Annotated in this window: 31 protein-coding genes and 2 tRNA genes; 31 read left to right on the top strand and 2 right to left on the bottom strand. The window is 55.5% G+C overall.

The window, feature by feature from the left end; genetic code table 11:
* Positions 1–70: 70 nt before the first annotated feature.
* The 28 genes from rpsJ (at position 71) to rplQ (ending at position 14,097) form a co-directional block, all read left to right on the top strand.
* A complete protein-coding gene (rpsJ, locus tag IEX44_RS19625; RefSeq protein ID WP_184100454.1) occupies positions 71–382 on the top strand; it encodes a 30S ribosomal protein S10 in 312 nt (103 codons plus the stop codon).
* Positions 383–581: 199 nt separating this feature from the next.
* Positions 582–1,226 carry a 50S ribosomal protein L3 gene (rplC, locus tag IEX44_RS19620; protein WP_188698209.1) on the top strand — a complete coding sequence of 215 codons (645 nt, stop codon included), beginning with the start codon at positions 582–584 and terminating at the stop codon, positions 1,224–1,226.
* Positions 1,226–1,846 carry a 50S ribosomal protein L4 gene (rplD, locus tag IEX44_RS19615; RefSeq protein ID WP_188698207.1) on the top strand — a complete coding sequence of 207 codons (621 nt, stop codon included), beginning with the start codon at positions 1,226–1,228 and terminating at the stop codon, positions 1,844–1,846. Before rplC ends, rplD begins: the two co-directional genes overlap by 1 nt.
* Entirely contained in the window at positions 1,843–2,148 is a 306-nt protein-coding gene (gene rplW / locus IEX44_RS19610; protein ID WP_188698206.1) for a 50S ribosomal protein L23, read from the top strand. The genes rplD and rplW overlap by 4 nt, the downstream gene beginning before the upstream one ends.
* A 12-nt stretch (positions 2,149–2,160) precedes the next feature.
* Positions 2,161–2,994 (top strand): 50S ribosomal protein L2, encoded by an 834-nt coding sequence (gene rplB / locus IEX44_RS19605; protein WP_188698201.1) that lies wholly within the window; start codon positions 2,161–2,163, stop codon positions 2,992–2,994.
* Between the two features lie 6 nt (positions 2,995–3,000).
* Complete coding sequence (rpsS, locus tag IEX44_RS19600; RefSeq protein WP_184100444.1) at positions 3,001–3,276, top strand: 30S ribosomal protein S19; 276 nt, start codon at positions 3,001–3,003, stop codon at positions 3,274–3,276.
* A 9-nt stretch (positions 3,277–3,285) separates the two neighbouring features.
* Positions 3,286–3,615, top strand: a complete 330-nt coding sequence (gene rplV, locus IEX44_RS19595; RefSeq protein WP_188698198.1) for a 50S ribosomal protein L22 — start codon at positions 3,286–3,288, stop codon at positions 3,613–3,615.
* A gap of 9 nt (positions 3,616–3,624) precedes the next feature.
* Entirely contained in the window at positions 3,625–4,329 is a 705-nt protein-coding gene (gene rpsC, locus IEX44_RS19590) for a 30S ribosomal protein S3 (RefSeq protein WP_188698195.1), read from the top strand.
* On the top strand, positions 4,313–4,729 hold the full coding sequence (gene rplP, locus IEX44_RS19585) for a 50S ribosomal protein L16 (protein WP_184100438.1): 417 nt from the start codon (positions 4,313–4,315) through the stop codon (positions 4,727–4,729). The genes rpsC and rplP overlap by 17 nt, the downstream gene beginning before the upstream one ends.
* The gene (rpmC, locus tag IEX44_RS19580) at positions 4,729–4,917 is read left to right on the top strand and encodes a 50S ribosomal protein L29 (protein WP_188698225.1); all 189 of its coding nucleotides are present in this window, start codon (positions 4,729–4,731) and stop codon (positions 4,915–4,917) included. Before rplP ends, rpmC begins: the two co-directional genes overlap by 1 nt.
* A 1-nt stretch (position 4,918) precedes the next feature.
* A complete protein-coding gene (rpsQ, locus tag IEX44_RS19575) occupies positions 4,919–5,182 on the top strand; it encodes a 30S ribosomal protein S17 (RefSeq protein ID WP_188698192.1) in 264 nt (87 codons plus the stop codon).
* A gap of 233 nt (positions 5,183–5,415) precedes the next feature.
* Complete coding sequence (gene rplN, locus IEX44_RS19570) at positions 5,416–5,784, top strand: 50S ribosomal protein L14 (RefSeq protein ID WP_184100434.1); 369 nt, start codon at positions 5,416–5,418, stop codon at positions 5,782–5,784.
* An 11-nt stretch (positions 5,785–5,795) separates the two neighbouring features.
* Complete coding sequence (gene rplX, locus IEX44_RS19565; RefSeq protein WP_188698190.1) at positions 5,796–6,116, top strand: 50S ribosomal protein L24; 321 nt, start codon at positions 5,796–5,798, stop codon at positions 6,114–6,116.
* A gap of 11 nt (positions 6,117–6,127) precedes the next feature.
* Positions 6,128–6,670 carry a 50S ribosomal protein L5 gene (gene rplE / locus IEX44_RS19560; RefSeq protein ID WP_188698188.1) on the top strand — a complete coding sequence of 181 codons (543 nt, stop codon included), beginning with the start codon at positions 6,128–6,130 and terminating at the stop codon, positions 6,668–6,670.
* 10 nt (positions 6,671–6,680) lie between these two features.
* Positions 6,681–6,986 (top strand): 30S ribosomal protein S14, encoded by a 306-nt coding sequence (rpsN, locus tag IEX44_RS19555; RefSeq protein ID WP_188698185.1) that lies wholly within the window; start codon positions 6,681–6,683, stop codon positions 6,984–6,986.
* A gap of 19 nt (positions 6,987–7,005) precedes the next feature.
* Positions 7,006–7,398 (top strand): 30S ribosomal protein S8, encoded by a 393-nt coding sequence (gene rpsH / locus IEX44_RS19550; RefSeq protein ID WP_188698183.1) that lies wholly within the window; start codon positions 7,006–7,008, stop codon positions 7,396–7,398.
* A 12-nt stretch (positions 7,399–7,410) separates the two neighbouring features.
* A complete protein-coding gene (gene rplF / locus IEX44_RS19545; RefSeq protein WP_188698180.1) occupies positions 7,411–7,944 on the top strand; it encodes a 50S ribosomal protein L6 in 534 nt (177 codons plus the stop codon).
* Positions 7,945–7,957: 13 nt separating this feature from the next.
* Positions 7,958–8,311: a 50S ribosomal protein L18 gene (rplR, locus tag IEX44_RS19540; protein ID WP_188698176.1), complete on the top strand. Its 354-nt coding sequence runs from the start codon at positions 7,958–7,960 to the stop codon at positions 8,309–8,311.
* A 19-nt stretch (positions 8,312–8,330) separates the two neighbouring features.
* The gene (gene rpsE, locus IEX44_RS19535) at positions 8,331–8,846 is read left to right on the top strand and encodes a 30S ribosomal protein S5 (RefSeq protein WP_188698174.1); all 516 of its coding nucleotides are present in this window, start codon (positions 8,331–8,333) and stop codon (positions 8,844–8,846) included.
* Positions 8,843–9,028 carry a 50S ribosomal protein L30 gene (gene rpmD / locus IEX44_RS19530; protein WP_188698171.1) on the top strand — a complete coding sequence of 62 codons (186 nt, stop codon included), beginning with the start codon at positions 8,843–8,845 and terminating at the stop codon, positions 9,026–9,028. Before rpsE ends, rpmD begins: the two co-directional genes overlap by 4 nt.
* A gap of 13 nt (positions 9,029–9,041) precedes the next feature.
* On the top strand, positions 9,042–9,476 hold the full coding sequence (gene rplO / locus IEX44_RS19525; protein WP_188698223.1) for a 50S ribosomal protein L15: 435 nt from the start codon (positions 9,042–9,044) through the stop codon (positions 9,474–9,476).
* Between the two features lie 18 nt (positions 9,477–9,494).
* Entirely contained in the window at positions 9,495–10,799 is a 1,305-nt protein-coding gene (gene secY / locus IEX44_RS19520; RefSeq protein ID WP_188698169.1) for a preprotein translocase subunit SecY, read from the top strand.
* Positions 10,800–11,077: 278 nt separating this feature from the next.
* On the top strand, positions 11,078–11,191 hold the full coding sequence (gene rpmJ, locus IEX44_RS19515; protein WP_018748524.1) for a 50S ribosomal protein L36: 114 nt from the start codon (positions 11,078–11,080) through the stop codon (positions 11,189–11,191).
* Positions 11,192–11,250: 59 nt separating this feature from the next.
* On the top strand, positions 11,251–11,613 hold the full coding sequence (rpsM, locus tag IEX44_RS19510; protein ID WP_184100408.1) for a 30S ribosomal protein S13: 363 nt from the start codon (positions 11,251–11,253) through the stop codon (positions 11,611–11,613).
* A gap of 23 nt (positions 11,614–11,636) precedes the next feature.
* On the top strand, positions 11,637–12,029 hold the full coding sequence (gene rpsK, locus IEX44_RS19505) for a 30S ribosomal protein S11 (RefSeq protein ID WP_053939957.1): 393 nt from the start codon (positions 11,637–11,639) through the stop codon (positions 12,027–12,029).
* A 15-nt stretch (positions 12,030–12,044) separates the two neighbouring features.
* The gene (rpsD, locus tag IEX44_RS19500; RefSeq protein ID WP_188698165.1) at positions 12,045–12,665 is read left to right on the top strand and encodes a 30S ribosomal protein S4; all 621 of its coding nucleotides are present in this window, start codon (positions 12,045–12,047) and stop codon (positions 12,663–12,665) included.
* Between the two features lie 36 nt (positions 12,666–12,701).
* Positions 12,702–13,685, top strand: a complete 984-nt coding sequence (locus tag IEX44_RS19495; protein ID WP_184100395.1) for a DNA-directed RNA polymerase subunit alpha — start codon at positions 12,702–12,704, stop codon at positions 13,683–13,685.
* A gap of 25 nt (positions 13,686–13,710) precedes the next feature.
* The gene (rplQ, locus tag IEX44_RS19490) at positions 13,711–14,097 is read left to right on the top strand and encodes a 50S ribosomal protein L17 (RefSeq protein WP_184100393.1); all 387 of its coding nucleotides are present in this window, start codon (positions 13,711–13,713) and stop codon (positions 14,095–14,097) included.
* A 277-nt stretch (positions 14,098–14,374) separates the two neighbouring features.
* On the opposite strand, the gene IEX44_RS19485 is transcribed toward rplQ, so the two are convergent.
* Positions 14,375–14,450: transfer RNA gene (locus IEX44_RS19485), tRNA-Asn, on the bottom strand.
* A 441-nt stretch (positions 14,451–14,891) separates the two neighbouring features.
* Positions 14,892–14,967: transfer RNA gene (locus IEX44_RS19480), tRNA-Asn, on the bottom strand.
* A gap of 74 nt (positions 14,968–15,041) precedes the next feature.
* Here IEX44_RS19480 and IEX44_RS19475 point away from each other — a divergent pair.
* From IEX44_RS19475 to fabI, 3 genes are all read left to right on the top strand, one after another.
* A complete protein-coding gene (locus IEX44_RS19475) occupies positions 15,042–16,355 on the top strand; it encodes an AsmA family protein (RefSeq protein WP_188698162.1) in 1,314 nt (437 codons plus the stop codon).
* Positions 16,356–16,468: 113 nt separating this feature from the next.
* Positions 16,469–17,482, top strand: a complete 1,014-nt coding sequence (gene ygfZ, locus IEX44_RS19470) for a CAF17-like 4Fe-4S cluster assembly/insertion protein YgfZ (RefSeq protein ID WP_188698159.1) — start codon at positions 16,469–16,471, stop codon at positions 17,480–17,482.
* Positions 17,483–17,582: 100 nt separating this feature from the next.
* On the top strand, positions 17,583–18,365 hold the full coding sequence (gene fabI, locus IEX44_RS19465) for an enoyl-ACP reductase FabI (RefSeq protein ID WP_188698156.1): 783 nt from the start codon (positions 17,583–17,585) through the stop codon (positions 18,363–18,365).
* The last annotated feature ends 114 nt before the right edge of the window (positions 18,366–18,479 follow it).

Below are 18,479 nucleotides of genomic sequence, written 5' to 3'. Positions count from 1 at the left end.
GCCATCCGTGAAGGTGGCCGTACTGTTGGCGCCGGCGTTGTTGCCAAGATCGTTGAGTAAGGCATAAATCATGCAAAACCAAAAAATTCGTATCCGTCTGAAGGCATTTGACTACGCGCTGATCGACCGTTCCGCTCAGGAAATCGTCGAAACAGCCAAGCGTACCGGTGCCGTTGTCAAGGGTCCGGTTCCGCTGCCGACGAAAATTGAGCGTTTCGACGTTCTGCGTTCGCCGCACGTGAACAAGACCTCCCGCGACCAGTTCGAAATCCGCACTCATCTGCGCTTGATGGACATTGTCGATCCTACCGACAAGACCGTTGACGCGTTGATGAAGCTGGATCTGCCGGCTGGCGTGGACGTCGAAATCAAACTGCAGTAATTCAGCAAGCGGGGTCGCAAGGCCCTACCGCTGATCTGCCGGAGCGCAAATTGAGGGTCGCGGTGAGCTAAGTGCTTGCAACGGCAGGAAATTTAGTGCTAACATCTCGGGCTTACCGTTTTTATGGCGGTAAGCTCGTTTTTTTTAATTAACGGTTATTTGCCGGTCAATCGAAATCGGCCCTGAAAAGGAAATAACTATGAGCTTAGGTCTCGTCGGACGTAAAGTCGGCATGACCCGCATTTTTGCTGATGATGGCGTGTCCATCCCGGTAACTGTGCTGGATATGTCGGCCAATCGCGTCACGCAAGTCAAGACGCCGGAAACTGATGGCTATGCAGCTGTTCAGGTTACTTTCGGTGCAAAGAAGGCCAATCGTGTGAACAAGGCTGAAGCCGGTCACTTCGCGAAGGCAGGTGTTGAAGCAGGTCTGGATCTCGTTGAGTTCCGTATTGCTGCAGACAAACTGTCCGAGCTGAAAGCAGGTGATTCGCTGTCGGTTGAACTGTTCGCTGTTGGTCAATTGGTGGATATCTCTGGCACCAGCCAGGGTAAGGGCTTTGCCGGTGCCATCAAGCGTCACAACTTCTCTTCCAACCGTGCTTCGCACGGTAACTCGCGTTCGCACAACTCGCCGGGTTCCATCGGTATGGCGCAAGATCCGGGTCGTGTTTTCCCGGGTAAGCGTATGGCCGGTCAACTGGGTAACGTCAAGCGTACCGTGCAGAACCTGGAAGTCGTCCGTATCGACGTTGAACGTCAACTGCTGTTGGTGAAGGGTGCTGTCCCTGGTTCCAAGGGTAATGACGTTGTCGTTCGCCCGAGTGTGAAGGCAGGTGCGTAATGGAACTGAAAGTCATTAATGCAATTGGCGAAGCACAAGCTGCTGCCGCCGGCTCCGATGCCCTGTTTGGTCGTGAATTCAATGAAGCACTCGTTCACCAGTTGGTGACCGCGTACTTCGCGAATGCCCGTAGCGGCAATCGCGCTCAGAAAGACCGCGAACAGGTAAATCACTCCACCAAGAAGCCGTTCAAGCAAAAGGGCACTGGTCGTGCTCGTGCTGGTATGACTTCCTCGCCGCTGTGGCGTGGTGGTGGTCGTATTTTCCCGAACAGCCCGGACGAAAATTTCAGCCACAAAGTTAACCGCAAGATGTACCGCGCCGGTATCGCGACCATTCTGTCGCAACTGGTTCGCGAAGATCGTCTGGTTATCGTTGACGACATCAAGCTGGATGCACCGAAGACCAAGGCCTTCGTGCAAAAGCTGGATGCTCTGAAGCTGGATTCCGCGCTGATCATCACGAAGGAACTGGACGAAAACCTGTACCTGGCTTCCCGTAACCTGGCTAACGTCCTGGTTCTGGAACCGTCGCAGGCCGATCCGGTCAGCCTCGTGCGTTTCAAGAAGGTTGTGCTGACCCGCGATGCGCTGGCCGCCTTCGAGGAGATGTTCGCATGACGCAATTTACTGAAAATCGTTTGCTGCAGGTTCTGCGTGCGCCGGTCGTGTCTGAAAAGTCGACCCACGTAGCAGAAAAGGCTGAGCAGATCGTGTTCCGTGTTTCCACGGACGCAACCAAGGCCGAGATCAAAGCTGCTGTTGAGCTGCTGTTCAAGGTCAAGGTTGAGAGCGTTCAAGTTCTGAACGTGCACGGCAAGGTCAAGCGCCATGGTCGTTTCACCGGCCGTCGTGCTAGCTGGAAAAAGGCTTATATCAGCCTTGCTCCGGGCCAGGAAATCGACCTCGCGGCTGCGCAATAAGGAGACTGAGAAATGGCATTGGTAAAAGTAAAACCGACGTCCGCCGGTCGCCGCGCAGTAGTCAAGGTTGTTAATCCTGACCTGCACAAGGGTGCCCCGTACGCACCGCTGCTGGAATCGCAATCCAAAACCGCAGGTCGTAACAACCGCGGTGTGATCACTACCCGTCATAAGGGCGGTGGCCACAAGCAGCATTATCGTATTATCGATTTCAAGCGCAACAAGGACGGCATTCCGGCGACTGTTGAGCGTCTGGAATACGATCCGAACCGCACCGCGAACATCGCGCTGCTGTGCTACGCCGACGGCGAACGCCGTTACATCATCGCCCCGAAGGGCGTGAAGGCTGGCGCCGTGCTGGTATCGGGCGCTGAAGCCCCGATCAAGGCCGGTAATGCACTGCCGATCCGCAATATTCCGGTGGGTTCGACCATTCACTGCGTTGAACTGCAACCTGGCAAGGGTGCCCAATTGGCGCGCTCCGCTGGTGTTAGCGTTCAGTTGCTGGCTCGTGAAGGCATCTACGCTCAGTTGCGTCTGCGTTCGGGTGAAATCCGCAAGGTTCACGTTGACTGCCGCGCTACCCTGGGTGAAGTTGGTAACGAAGAGCATAGCCTGCGTTCTTACGGTAAGGCTGGTGCCAAGCGCTGGTTGGGTATTCGCCCGACCGTTCGTGGTACTGCCATGAACCCGATCGACCACCCGCACGGTGGTGGTGAAGGTCGTACTGGTGAAGGTCGTGTGCCGGTTAGCCCATGGGGCCAGCCGACCAAGGGCTACCGTACCCGTAACAACAAGCGTACGGACAATATGCGCGTTCGTCGCCGTCCTGCGAATAAGGGGTAATTGAACATGGCACGTTCTATCAAGAAGGGCCCGTTCGTTGACCTGCACCTCATCAAAAAGGTTGAGGCTGCGCGCAACTCGAACGACAAGCGCCCGATCAAGACCTGGTCGCGTCGCTCGACCGTGCTGCCTGATTTCGTCGGTCTGACGATCGCCGTGCATAACGGCAAGCAGCACGTTCCGGTATACGTGAACGAAAACATGGTTGGCCACAAGTTGGGCGAGTTCGCACTCACCCGGACTTTCAAGGGTCATGCCGCCGACAAAAAAGCCAAGCGCTAAGGTGATGACATGCAAGTATCCGCTGTACTGAGCAATGCTCGTCTCTCCGCCCAGAAGGCTCGTCTTGTCGCTGACCTCGTGCGTGGCAAGCCGGTTGAGCAAGCACTGAACATCCTGGCTTTCAGCCCGAAAAAGGGTGCCGTGCTGATCAAGAAAGTGCTGGAGTCCGCTATCGCTAACGCCGAGCATAACGAAGGCGCCGATATCGACACTCTCAAGGTCGCTACGATCTATGTGGACAAGGGTCCGTCTCTCAAGCGTTTTGCTGCTCGTGCCAAGGGCCGCGGCAACCGCATCGAGAAGCAAACCTGCCACATCACGCTGACTGTTGGCGACTAAGGAGCGAAAATGGGTCAGAAAATCCATCCGACGGGTTTCCGTCTGGCTGTAACCAAAAACTGGGCCTCGCGTTGGTATGCCAACAGCCGCAGCTTCAGCAAAATGTTGACGGAAGATGTCGAAGTCCGCGCATTCCTGAAGAAGAAGCTGGCTAACGCTTCCGTTAGCCGTGTGGTTATCGAGCGCCCGGCCAAGAACGCCAAGATCACTATTCACACCGCTCGTCCGGGTGTTGTGATCGGCAAGAAAGGCGAGGACATCGAAGTTCTGAAGAGCCAACTGCAGGGTATCCTGAAGGTGCCGGTTCACGTGAACATCGAAGAAGTCCGCAAGCCGGAAATCGACGCGCAAATCATCGCCGACAGCATCGCTTCGCAACTTGAAAAGCGTGTGATGTTCCGTCGTGCCATGAAGCGTGCGATGCAAAACGCCATGCGTCTGGGTGCCCAAGGCATCAAGATCATGTCGTCCGGTCGTCTGAATGGTATCGAAATTGCGCGTACCGAATGGTATCGCGAAGGCCGCGTGCCTTTGCATACCCTGCGTGCCGACATTGACTACGCGACTTCGGAAGCGCAGACCACTTACGGCATCATCGGTATCAAGGTTTGGGTCTACAAGGGTGAAGTGAAGCCTGGCGAAAAGGCAGCGCAAGAACCGGTAGAAACCCGCAAGCGTGAACGTAAGGGGCCTCGCAATGCTGCAGCCAACTAGACTGAAATACCGCAAGGTTCAGAAGGGCCGTAACACCGGTATCGCTACTCGCGGTAACAGCGTTGCTTTCGGTACTTTCGGCCTGAAGGCTATGGGTCGTGGCCGTCTGACCGCGCGTCAGATCGAGTCCGCTCGTCGTGCTATTACTCGCTACATCAAGCGTGGCGGTCGTGTGTGGATCCGTGTATTCCCGGATAAACCCATTTCGACCAAGCCGGCTGAAGTGCGTATGGGTAACGGCAAGGGTAGCCCGGAGTACTGGGTTGCTGAGATTCAACCGGGCAAAGTGCTCTACGAACTGGATGGCGTCGCTGAGGAAATCGCTCGCGAAGCGTTCCGCCTGGCTTCGGCCAAGCTGCCGTTCGCAGTGTCCTTCGTCTCTCGTCAAGTGGGGCAATGATGAAAGCTGCTGAACTTCGTCAAAAATCCGAAGGCGAGCTGAAGAGTGAACTGACTGCGTTGCTGAAAGCGCAATTCAGTCTGCGTATGCAGCACGCCACGGGCCAACTCGCCAAGACCAGCGAGATCAATCGTGTGCGCAAGGATATTGCGCGCGTTCGTACCATCCTGGCACAAAAGGCGGCTTAACATGTCCGAAGCGAAACTGAAGCGCACGCTGACTGGTCGCGTTGTGAGCGACAAGATGGACAAGACCGTGACCGTGCTGGTTGAGCATTTGGTGAAGCACCCGCTCTACGGCAAGGTTGTACGTCGCTCCAAGAAGTACCACGCACACGACGAAACCAATCAGTATCACGAAGGTGATCTGGTCGTTATCGAAGAGGGTCGTCCTCTCTCGAAGACCAAGGCCTGGGTGGTAACTAGTCTGATTGAGAAGGCACGTATCGTTTGATGTGAGGGTTTCCCGCTCCGGCGGGAAACTTAAATCATCTCAAATGGTTGCACGGGCATTGTACTTCATGTACAATGCCCGTTTTTCCATGTTGCAACGGAACGGGATTTTCCGCTTTGTTGCATCGTTTTCCCCAAACGGGGTCCAAAACTGGCCGCGATTTGCTCGGCTTCGGTCGAGCGCTAGCTTCGACTTGTCGGGGTTTCGCGGGTTAAGTTGGAGGTTTTTTTCCAATGATTCAAATGCAATCCATGCTGGAGGTTGCAGACAATACCGGTGCGCGTTCCGTAATGTGCATCAAGGTGTTGGGCGGCTCCAAACGTCGCTATGCATCCGTTGGCGACATCATCAAGGTCAGCATCAAAGACGCTGCACCGCGTGGTCGCGTCAAGAAGGGCGATGTTTACAACGCCGTGGTAGTTCGCACTGCCAAGGGTGTTCGTCGTGCTGATGGTTCGCTCATCAAGTTCGACGGCAATGCCGCTGTCCTCCTTAACGCCAAACTGGAACCGATCGGTACCCGTATCTTTGGGCCGGTTACGCGTGAACTGCGTACCGAGCGCTTCATGAAGATCGTGTCGCTCGCGCCCGAAGTGCTGTAAGGAGAAGCTGCATGAACAAGATTCGCAAAGGTGACGAAGTCATCGTCATCACCGGTAAGGACAAGGGCAAGCGCGGTACCGTGCTGCGCGTGATCCCGAATGAAGACCGCATTGTTGTTGAAGGCGTGGCCGTGGTGAAGAAACACCAGAAGCCGAACCCGATGCGCGGTCAGCAAGGCGGGATTGTCGAAAAGAACGCTTCTATTCACGTGTCCAACGTTGCCATTTTTAATGCGACCACCGGCAAGGCCGATCGCGTTGGCTTCAAGGTGCTGGAAGACGGCAAGAAGGTTCGCTTCTTCAAGTCCAACGGCGAAGTTGTTGGCGCTTAAGGAGATAGACAATGACTGCCCGTCTGCAAGACTTTTATAAAGAAAAAGTTGTGCCGCAACTGGTTGAACAGTTCGGCTACAAGTCGATCATGGAAGTGCCGCGGATCGAAAAGATCACCGTCAACATGGGTGTTGGCGAAGCGGTTGCTGACAAGAAAGTGATGGAACATGCTGTTGGCGATATGGAAGCGATTACTGGCCAGAAGGCCGTCGTGACCAAGGCCAAGAAGTCCATCGCTGGCTTCAAGATCCGTGATGGCTACCCGATCGGTTGCAAGGTAACCCTGCGCCGTGAACGCATGTACGAATTCCTGGATCGTCTGGTGTCGGTTGCGCTTCCGCGCGTTCGCGACTTCCGTGGCGTGAATGGTAAGTCTTTTGATGGCCGTGGTAACTACAACATGGGCGTCAAGGAACAGATCATTTTCCCGGAAATCGAGTACGACAAGATCGACGCGCTGCGTGGTATGAACATTACCATCACCACCACCGCGAAGACCGATGATGAAGCGCGCGCGCTGCTGGCCGCCTTCAAGTTCCCGTTCAAGAATTGAGGCGAACACCATGGCAAAACTCTCATTGATCAATCGTGAGGAAAAGCGCCGCTCTACGGTTGCCAAGTTCGCAACCAAGCGCGCTCAGCTGCTTGCGATCATCAACGACCAGAACGCGTCCGAAGAAGACCGCTTTGCAGCGCGTCTGAAGTTCCAGCAACTGCCCCGCAACGCCAGCCCGTCCCGCGTGCGTAACCGTTGCGCCCTGACCGGTCGTCCTCGCGGTACTTTCCGCAAGTTCGGTCTGGCTCGTAACAAACTGCGTGAATTGGCCATGAAGGGTGAAATCCCCGGCATGACCAAGGCTAGCTGGTAATCGGGACAGGAGAAGAAATATGGCAATGCATGATCCTATCGCCGATATGCTGACCCGCATCCGTAACGCTCAGCGTGCGGACAAGGCGTCGGTAACTATGCCGTCTTCCAAGTTGAAGGTGGCTATCGCTCAGGTACTGAAAGACGAAGGTTACGTTGAATCGTTCAGCGTCGCCGGCGATGTAAAGCGTGAACTGACTATCGAACTGAAGTACTACGCCGGCCGTCCGGTTATCGAACGCATTGAACGCGTTTCGAAGCCTGGTCTGCGGGTGTACAAGGGTTCGGAAAGCATTCCGCAGGTAATGAATGGTCTTGGCGTGGCGATTGTTTCCACGTCCAAGGGTGTGATGACCGATCGCAAAGCACGTGCCAACGGTGTTGGTGGCGAGCTTCTGTGCTTCGTTGCTTGATGAGGTGAATTAATGTCTCGCGTAGCAAAAAATCCGGTCGCTATCCCGTCGGGCGTTGAAGTCAAACTCACTGCCAACGAGATCGCAATCAAGGGTCCGAACGGTACCCTGGTTCAGCCGCTGACTGGCAATGTGTCGGTCAAGGTCGAAGACAATAGCGTGGTGTTTGCCGCCAACGGCGAAAGCAAAGACGCCCGTGCTATGTCCGGTACCATCCGCGCGCTGGTAAACAACATGGTTGTTGGCGTTTCCAAGGGTTTCGAGCGCAAGCTGACCCTGGTAGGCGTGGGCTACCGTGCTCAAGCTCAAGGCGATTTGCTGAATCTGACGCTGGGCTTCTCTCATCCGGTCGCGCACAAAATGCCGGCTGGCGTGAAGGTTGAAACCCCGTCGCAAACTGAAATCGTCCTCAAGGGCGCCGACAAGCAAGTTCTTGGTCAGGTTGCTGCTGAAATCCGCGCTTACCGCGCTCCGGAACCCTATAAGGGCAAGGGCGTGCGTTACTCGGATGAAGTGGTGACGCTGAAAGAAACCAAGAAGAAGTAATTGAGGCTGAATCATGGACAAGAAAGAAACTCGAGTTCGCCGCGCACGTAAAACCCGTGCAAAGATTGCTGAGCTCAAGGCTGTGCGCCTGTCTGTACATCGTACTAACAGCCACATCTACGCCCAGATCATCGATGAAACTGGTGGCAAAGTGCTCGTTTCCGCATCCTCCCTGGAAAAGGAAGGTCGCGGCGATATCAAGAACGGCGCCAGCGTTGACGCTGCTGTTCTGATTGGCAAGCGCATTGCCGAAAAAGCCAAGGCTGCAGGTATCGAAAACGTGGCATTTGACCGTTCAGGTTTCAAATACCACGGCCGCGTGAAAGCGCTGGCAGATGCTGCCCGCGAAGCCGGTCTGGTCTTCTAATTGAGTTCGGAGTTATCAAATGGCTAGAAACGAATCGGAAGATCGCTCGGACGGCCTTCGTGAGAAGATGGTTGCGGTTAACCGCGTAACCAAGGTTGTGAAGGGTGGTCGTATCCTCGGTTTCGCCGCACTGACCGTGGTTGGTGATGGCGATGGTGGCATCGGCATGGGCAAGGGTAAGTCCAAGGAAGTGCCGGTTGCTGTGCAAAAGGGTCTGGATGAAGCGCGTCGCAAGATGTTCAAGGCGCCGCTGAAGAACGGTACCGTTCCGCACGCAGTGGTAGGCAAGCACGGTGCAACTACCGTGTTCATGCAACCCGCATCTGAAGGTACCGGTATCATCGCCGGCGGCCCGATGCGCGCTGTGTTCGAAGTGATGGGTGTTCATAACATCACTGCGAAGTGCCACGGTTCCACGAACCCGTACAACCTGGTTCGCGCAACGCTGGACGGCCTGTCCAAGCTGCACACCGCTTCGGATATTGCTGCCAAGCGCGGCAAGACCGTTGAAGAGATTCTTGGGGTGGCGGAATGACTGACGTCAAGAAAGTAAAAGTAACGCTGGTGAAGAGCCTGATCGGCCGCCTGGAAAGCCACAAGGCCTGCGCCCGTGGTCTGGGCCTGCGCAAGCTCAACAGCAGCTCCGAAGTGATCGATACCCCGGAAAACCGCGGCATGATCAACAAGATCAGCTACCTGCTGAAAGTGGAGGGCTAACATGGCTAACACTATGGAACTGAATACCCTCGCTCCGGCAGCCGGCGCCAAGCACGCCAAGCGTCGCGTTGGTCGTGGTATTGGCTCGGGCCTGGGCAAGACTGCTGGTCGTGGTCACAAGGGTCAGAAGTCCCGTGCTGGTGGCTTCCACAAGGTTGGCTTTGAAGGCGGTCAAATGCCGCTGCAACGCCGCCTGCCCAAGCGTGGCTTCGTCTCGCTGGCTAAGGGTCGTACTGGTGAAGTTAACCTGTCTGACCTGCAAGCCCTGCCGGTATCCGAGATTGATCTGCTTGTTTTGAAGCAAGCTGGTCTGGTCGGTAACCTGACCCTTCGGGTGAAGGTGATTCTGGCTGGCAAGATCGAGAAGGCTGTGACGCTGAAAGGCATCGCTGCTACCAAGGGTGCCCGTGCTGCGATTGAAGCAGCTGGCGGCAGCATCGCTGAGTAATTGCTGAGAGGCTAAAACGTGGCGAATCCCGCTCTGGCTGGTTCTGCAAACAAGTTTGCAGATCTGAAGAAACGGATCTGGTTCATGCTGGGCGCGTTGATTGTGTACCGTATTGGTGCTCATATCCCCGTGCCCGGGATCAATCCGGTCGAGCTGGCCCGGTTGTTCGAGTCGTCCCAAACGGGTCTTTTGAACATGTTTAACATGTTCTCGGGTGGCGCGTTGTCGCGCTTTACCGTGTTCGCCATCGGGATCATGCCTTACATTTCCGCGTCCATCATTTTGCAGTTGGCCGCGGAAGTGTTGCCTCAGCTCAAGCAGCTCAAGAAGGAAGGCGAGGCAGGTCGTCGCAAGATTACGCAATACACGCGTTACGCGACGGTCCTGCTGGCCACTTTCCAGAGCTTCGGTATTGCTTCGCTTTTGTTGAAGCAGCCGAATCTGGTCGTTCTGCCATCGGTGCAGTTCGTTCCCCTCACTATCATTACGCTGGTGACCGGGACGATGTTCTTGATGTGGCTGGGTGAGCAGATTACCGAGCGTGGTATTGGCAACGGTATTTCGATTCTGATCTGTGCAGGTATCGCTTCTGGCGTACCGGCTGCGATCGGCAAAACACTGGCACTGGCTAATCAGGGTTCTCTGCCCATTCTTTTGGTGCTGGGTCTGTTTGTTGGTGTTGTGTTGCTGACCGCTGCCGTGGTGTTTGTCGAACGTGGGCAACGTAAAGTGCCTGTCAACTACGCAAAGCGTCAGGTTGGCAATCGCATTATGCAGGCCCAGAGCACGCACCTGCCGCTCAAGATCAACATGGCTGGGGTGATCCCGCCGATTTTCGCTTCGTCGATCATCCTGTTCCCCGCCACGGTCCTGTCGTGGAGTGGTAACAGTGAGCGATTCTCGTGGCTCAAGTCGATCGGTGACATGCTCCATCCGGGTCAGCCGCTGTACGTGATCCTGTACGCTGCCGCGATCATTTTCTTCTGCTACTTCTATACGGCGCTGGTTTTCAATCCCAAGGAAACCGCGGACAACCTGAAGAAGAGTGGGGCAATGATTCCTGGCTATCGTCCGGGCGAGCATACCGCACGCTACATCGAAAAGCTGATCCTGAAACTGACTTTGATCGGTGCGTTGTACATCACCTTCATCTGTCTGATTCCGGAGTTCCTGATTCTGAAGTGGAACGTACCGTTCTATTTTGGTGGTACTTCGCTGCTGATTCTGGTGGTGGTGACCATGGACTTCATGGCTCAAATGCAGTCCTATGTGATGTCGCACCAGTATGAAAGCTTGCTCAAGAAGGCTAACTTCAAGGGCTGAGCTTGAGAAAGACCGGTTCCGGAGCGTGGTCGGAAGACGCGCTCCGGTACTACTGGATGGGGTGCTTGAAATGCCGCGAGGCGGCCTGATGAGTTATCCCGACAAGGACATGTGGGTCCTGTCAAAAGATCCTGATGGGGTGGCGCGTTGTTTTTAACATATCGTCATCTTCCTGATTGACTGGAAAGACGGCTATAATCCGTCCTCTTTGACAGGGACCGCATCGTATTCCGGATCAAATGCGATCCGGAATTTCATTTTGAAGAAAAGGACAGACCATGAGAGTTCAAGCATCGGTCAAGAAAATCTGCCGCAACTGCAAGATCATCCGCCGCAACCGCGTTGTGCGCGTGATCTGCACCGACCCGCGGCACAAGCAACGCCAAGGCTGATTTGAGGCAATCGGCTTTTCGCGTTATAATCTGCAACTTTTTAACCTGGGGTAAGAAGTATGGCCCGTATTGCTGGGGTTAACATCCCTAACCATCAGCATACTGTGATCGGCCTTCAAGCGATTTACGGTATTGGCCGCACCCGCGCATATTCTGTATGCACGGCTGTTGCGATCGATCCGACGAAGAAGGTGAAAGATCTCAGTGAAGCTGAACTTGATAAACTGCGCGACGAAGTAGGCAAGTACACCGTCGAGGGCGATCTGCGCCGTGAAGTAACCATGAGCATCAAGCGTCTGATGGACCTTGGCTGCTATCGTGGTCTGCGTCACCGCAAGGGCCTTCCGGTTCGTGGCCAACGCACGCGTACCAATGCACGTACCCGTAAGGGCCCGCGCAAGGCTATTGCCGGCAAGAAGTAAGCTGGTAACTAAAGGATTTTGTAATGGCTAAAGCAAACACAGTGCGTGTACGGAAGAAAGTCAAAAAGAGCGTGTCTGAAGGTATTGCGCATGTTCATGCGTCCTTCAACAACACGATCGTGACCATCACTGATCGCCAAGGGAATGCTCTCTCCTGGGCTACCTCGGGCGGTGCTGGTTTTAAAGGCTCTCGGAAAAGTACACCCTTTGCAGCACAGGTTGCTGCGGAGCACGCTGGTAAAGTTGCCCAGGAATATGGTGTAAAGAACCTTGAAGTTCGTATCAAGGGTCCGGGTCCGGGTCGTGAGTCCGCGGTTCGCGCACTCAACGCTCTGGGTTTCAAGATCACCAGCATCTCGGATGTGACACCAGTGCCGCACAACGGCTGCCGTCCGCCCAAGAAGCGTCGTATCTAATTCCCGGAGTAAATCATGGCTCGTTATATCGGACCCAAGTGCAAGCTCGCACGCCGTGAAGGTACGGATCTTTTTCTGAAGAGCGCTCGTCGCTCGCTCGATAGCAAGTGCAAGCTGGAACAAGCCCCAGGCCAGCACGGCGCCAAGACACCTCGTCTGTCTGACTACGGTGTTCACCTGCGCGAGAAGCAAAAGATTCGTCGTATCTATGGCGTGCTGGAACGTCAGTTCCGTCGTTATTTTGAACAAGCCAGCCGCAAGAAGGGCTCTACAGGTGAAAACCTGCTGCAGATCCTTGAAACGCGTCTGGACAACGTGGTTTATCGCATGGGTTACGCCTCGACCCGCGCGGAAGCCCGTCAGCTCGTCTCTCACAAGGCAATCGTGGTGAACGGCGAAGTTGTCAATATCCCGTCTTACCAGGTGAAAGCCGGCGACGCTGTTAGCGTTCGTGAAAAAGCCAAGAAGCAAGCGCGTGTTGTTGAAGCACTGGCGCTGGCCGAAGGCATCGGTTTCCCGGGTTGGGTGCAGGTTGACTCGAAGAAGATGGAAGGTGTCTTCAAGAGCATGCCGGAGCGTTCCGACCTGTCCAGCGATATCAATGAATCGCTGGTCGTCGAATACTACTCCAAGTGATAACCAGCACCGGAAAAGGCTAAGGGATACTGATATATGCAAAACCTCGCTAATGAGTTGCTCAAGCCGCGCATCATCGACGTGCAGGCCCAATCCAGCGCGCAGGCGCGCGTGGTCATGGAGCCGTTCGAGCGCGGTTATGGCCATACGCTCGGTAACGCCCTGCGCCGCATCCTGCTGTCTTCGATGCCGGGCTACGCCCCGACCGAAGTCAAGATCGAAGGTATCGTCCATGAATACTCCGCGCTTGATGGCGTGCAGGAAGATGTGGTCGATATCCTTCTGAATCTGAAGGGCGTGGTGTTGAAGTTGCACGGTCGTGAAGCCGTGACGCTCACGCTGTCCAAAGACGGCGAAGGTCTGGTTACTGCTGCCGATATTCAGGTGCCGCATGACGTGGAAGTGGTTAATCCCGGTCACGTGATTGCGCACCTCTCGGCTGGCGGCAAGCTGAACATGGAAATCAAGGTGGAGAAGGGCCGTGGTTATCAGCCCGCCCCAGCACGTCTGGGTCGTGATGACAACCGTACTATCGGCACTATTCAGCTCGATGCCTCGTTCAGCCCGATTCGTCGGGTAAGCTATGCGGTTGAAAGTGCGCGTGTTGAACAGCGTACTGACCTGGATCGCCTGATTCTCGACATCGAAACCAATGGTGTACTGACACCGGAAGACGCAGTCCGTCAGGCTGCTCGTATTCTGGTTGACCAGTTGTCCGTGTTTGCGGATCTGGAAGGTACCCCGGTTGAAGAAGAGAAGCCGGCAGCGCCGCAGATCGATCCGATCTTGTTGCGTCCGGTGGATGATCTGGAACTGACCGTGCGTTCGGCGAACTGCCTGAAAGCTGAGAATATTTATTACATCGGGGACCTGATCCAGCGTACTGAGACAGAATTGTTGAAGGCGCCGAATCTTGGTCGCAAGTCCTTGAACGAAATCAAGGAAGTGCTGGCGTCCAAGGGCTTGAGCCTGGGCATGCGCCTCGAAAACTGGCCTCCAGTCGGCTTGGAAAAGCCCTGAGCGGCCAACGGAAAGGAATTGACAAATGCGTCACCGTCTTGCCAATCGTAAACTGAACCGCACGTCGGCTCACCGTCAGGCGCTTCTGCGCAATCTGGCGAATGCGCTGCTGCGTCATGAAGTTATCAAGACCACCCTGCCCAAGGCGAAAGAGCTGCGTCGCGTTGCCGAGCCGCTGATCACCCTGGGTAAGGCACCGAGCCTGGCCAATCGCCGTCTGGCTTTCAACCGCACTCGCGACCGCGAGATCGTGGTGAAGCTGTTCGACGTTCTGGGCCCGCGCTACGCTGCTCGTAACGGTGGTTACCTCCGCATTCTGAAGTACGGTTTCCGTCAGGGCGACAACGCTCCGATGGCACTGGTTGAACTGGTGGACCGTCCGGAAGATGCAGAAGTGGTTGAAGCTGAATAATCGAAAGATTGTCAGTTTTACTGGAAAGGCCAACCTTCGGGTTGGCCTTTTCTTTTGTCTGGCGTTTGCTCGTGCTTATTGCGAAAGGGTAGCCAGAATCCGGCTTTCAGTTTGGGGTGTATCCTGCACGCCCGAGAGGGCCGGGTAACCTGTGAACTGTGGTGTATTTGCGGTGTGCGTTTCGTGCTGGGCGAGGGTTTCGCTGGGGGAGTGTTGTGTTTCGCTTGCCGGAATGAAAAACGCCGTGAACCTTTGCAGGATTCACGGCGTTAGCATTTGGCTCCCCGACCTGGGCTCGAACCAGGGACACACGGATTAACAGTCCGTTGCTCTACCGACTGAGCTATCGGGGAATCGGTAAGAGGGGCGTATTCTAGCTAATGATTCGCCGTCTTTCAACTGTAACGTTCAAATCATTTTTAATTGTTTGTTTCTGACCGCCTTTTATTGCACTGGCCGGCAGATTTTTGGGGCTGATGTATTCTGAATTGCATTGGCGACCCGTCGTTTTTTCTGACGTGCAATGATGTCTGGCGGCGTAGGGCGTGTTTGTGGGCTCTCTCGCAGCGTAAGCTTGTTTGCCGGTATGGCGGTACCAGTTGGCGGAGGGTGGGTGCCGCCTGACTTCAGAGGGCTGGATGGCTGGCTATGTCGCGCGGTATCCTGCTGCCGGAATCTGAATCGTAACCAGGATGTGTAGCCGGATGCATGCAATCGCAAGTTGGACAATCGCAGAAACGCTCGATGAAATGAAAAACGCCGTGAACCTTTGCAGGATTCACGGCGTTAACATCTGGCTCCCCGACCTGGGCTCGAACCAGGGACACACGGATTAACAGTCCGTTGCTCTACCGACTGAGCTATCGGGGAATCGGTGAGTTGCGTATAATAGATACGATCCCCGTGGCTGTCAATACGTATATAAAGAAAAACGTGAGGAACGCATGCAAAAAATAAAAACATTATTGATTTCGCTGGTGATTTTGATTGCCATTGTCGCAGCCTTGCCAGTTATTTTGCCGCTGAACATGTTCCTTTCTGATGCGGCGACCAAGTTGCAACAGGTCATGCATGGTGCGGTGCAGATTCGCCTGGTACGCTTTGACTACACGCCGAGGCCCGCGCTGGTACTGCAGGATGTCACCCTGGAAAACGACCCAACTGTTGGTCACATTGAGTTCATTCGCATCCCGCTAAGCTTTTATAACCTGACGCACTGGGGAACCGCCGTGCGCGAGGTCAGTGCGGAAGGCGCCAAGTTCAGTCCCGCGTATGCCGCCAAACTGGCAGATCGTATGCGCCCGCGTCCAGGCGATGCGCTCGCGCATATTGATGATCTGCAACTGCAACACGCCAGTATCGTGCTTGATAGCAATGAGCTGGGCCCTGTTGATGGGGTATTGCGCTTTGATAGTGGGGGTAATTTGGCCGGATTATCAGTGAGCGATGCAGCAGGCCAGTCGACGCTGGATATCCAGCCGCAGGGCAAGGATTTTTCGGCGACCTTCGTCGCGCGGCACTGGACAGTGCCACTGGGCTACCCGGTGGTGTTCGATATGCTCCAGCTCAAAGGTGTCATCAACCAGGGCGGGTTGCAGATTTCTGAAATTCAGGGCGAGTTGTATAGCGGAGTGGTAACGGGCACGGCGCAACTGGACTGGAGCAACGGCTGGAAGCTGTCTGGTGCATTGCATGGCAGCAGCTTGCAGTCTGAACCGCTGTCTACCGTGTTCAGCCCGGCTACGCATCTTGCCGGTCGCCTGGAAGGCGATGCGACTTTCAATTATGAAGCAGACAGCTGGACACACTTGTTCGATAAGCCGGCAATCGTAGCCGATCTGCACGTGCGGGATGGTTATCTGCATAACTTCGATCTGGTTGCACCGCTGAAATCCAGCGCCCCGGTGGTCTATGCGCGCGGCGGCCGGACCGCGTTTGATGACTTTACTGCCAAGGTGGCGGTACAACCTGACCACGTCGACATCACGGATGTGAAGCTTGATAGCGGGAAATTCACCGCAACGGGTCAATTGCACATCTCGCGCGGCGGCAAACTTCAAGGTGCGGCACAGTCCCGCCTTGCGAGCGGAGGGATTCTGGCTGCCAGTACAGTGCGGATTGGAGGCTTGCTCGGTACGCCAGCATTCAGTTCTTCCGGCGCCCGCCGTGCTGGCCACGATGATCCGCTGGATGCCGCTGCGCAGGTTCAGCAGAACGATCAGCACGCAGCCGAACCAGCCGCGTCAGCTGCACAATAGGCGCGTTTGGGCGTAGATTGACTGGGGGTGGTCTGTCGGTTTGCTGTTGCAAATCCGGTCGATCACCCCCATTTTGCTGGTTCGGGTTAACGAATGAACAAGAGAGTGAAAGCATGAGCTGGGTAGATGCGTTGCCGGGTGCCGAGATCGAAAACGGCGTGGTCCGTTCTTTTGCAGGCGAGTTAAATGAAGCTGAAGCACTCGCTCACGGTACTGTGATTTCGCCGCTTAGCCAGTTTGGCTTGATCCGCTTTCGGGGTGAAGAAACCGGTACCTTCCTGCAGGGGCAGCTTTCCAGCGACGTGCGTCAACTGGAAACCGGGCTGGCGCAGTACTCCAGCTATTCCACCCCCAAGGGCCGGATGCTGGCCAGCTTTCTTGTTTTCCGCATGGGCGATGATTATTTGCTGCAGATTTCGCGTGATTTGCAGGCGGCAATCCAGAAACGACTTTCCATGTTTGTGATGCGCAGCAAGACCAAAGCGGATGACGCTTCGACAGAGATCGCACTGATTGGCGTGGCCGGCCAGCATGCGGCTGCCGCGGTGAAGGCCGTTGCGGGTGACGTGCCAGTCGCTGACTTCGCCCATCATGCCTGGTCGCAAGGGGTGGTGTTGGCGTTGCCCAACGGGCGATTTGAAATGGCCGTGGCTGCACAAGAGGTCCCCGCAGTGTGGCAGGCATTGCAACAAGCTGGTGCAACGCCGGTGGGCGAGCCTGTCTGGCGTTTGTCTGAAGTGCGTGCAGGCACGCCGTGGATTACCGCCAGTACTCAGGAAGAGTTTGTGCCGCAGATGGCCAATATGGAATTGATCGGTGCGGTCAGCTTCAACAAGGGTTGCTACCCCGGTCAGGAGATTGTGGCGCGTACGCAATACCTCGGCAAACTCAAACGTCGTATGTATCGCGTGCGTGTCGAGGCCGAAGTGACGGCGGGACAAGACGTCTTTAGCCCGGAAATGAATGGGCAAGCTTCTGGCAAGATCATGCTGGCCGCCCCGGTGGGCAAAGGGACCAGCGAGGCGCTGGTTGTCGTGCAGACAAGCTCACTGGAGCATGGTTTGCATCTGGGTGAGGTAAGTGGCCCGCAAGTGCAGGTGCTCGATTTGCCCTACGAAGTGGCATGACCTCTGGCCGGCGATCCGACTCTCCCTGTCGTGTGAAAAGCACGGTTGCTGCGGTTTCGTCTATAATCGCGCGACTGAATGAAATGACAAGGGTTAAAGAATGGGTTTTCTGGCCGGCAAAAAAATCCTGATCAGCGGGTTGCTGTCTGATCGCTCGATTGCTTATGGCATCGCTGAAGCTGCCAAGCGTGAAGGCGCTGAACTGGCGTTTACTTACGTCAGCGAAGATCTGAAGCAGCGTGTGGTTGATCTTGCCGCTGATTTCGATTCCACCCTCGTGCTGCCCTGTGATGTGGCGAGCGACGAGCAGATTGAAGCGCTGTTTGTAGAACTGGGCAAGCACTGGGACAAGCTGGACGGTCTGGTGCACTCCATTGGTTTTGCACCGCGTGAAGCGCTCAAGGGCAATTACCTGGATGCCGTTACCCGCGATAACTTCAAGATCGCGCATGACATCAGCTCCTACAGCTTTGCCGCGATGGCCAAGGCGGCACGTCCGTTGCTGGCCGATAACGCCGCGCTGATCACGTTGTCTTACCTGGGCGCTGAGCGTGCCATCCCCAACTACAACGTCATGGGTCTGGCCAAGGCATCGCTGGAAGCCAACGTACGCTACATGGCCGCTGCGCTGGGCGAACGCGGTATCCGTGTGAACGGTATCTCGGCGGGTCCGATCAAGACACTCGCTGCATCGGGCATCAAGGATTTCGGCTCGCTGCTCAAGCGTGCTGCTGATGCCACACCACTCAAGCGCAACGTGACCCAACTGGAAGTCGGCAATGTCGCAGCCTTCCTGATGTCGGATCTGTCCTCCGGCATGACTGGTGAGATCATGTACGTCGATTGCGGCTTTAGCATCGGCGCAGGCGCACTGGGCGACTAAGTCATCTCATCCTGGTGTACTTGGTGATCAGAAAAAGCCCGGGTTTAACCGGGCTTTTTTGTTGCCCGGTTGCATCAAGCGGGATTTTTGCTTGCCACTCAAGGCACTATTGCA

This window comes from Silvimonas amylolytica, assembly GCF_014645555.1.
GTDB classification, from domain to species: domain Bacteria; phylum Pseudomonadota; class Gammaproteobacteria; order Burkholderiales; family Chitinibacteraceae; genus Silvimonas; species Silvimonas amylolytica.
The sequence above is the reverse complement of the archived record's forward strand: the minus strand, read 5'-3'. Positions and strand labels throughout refer to the sequence as shown.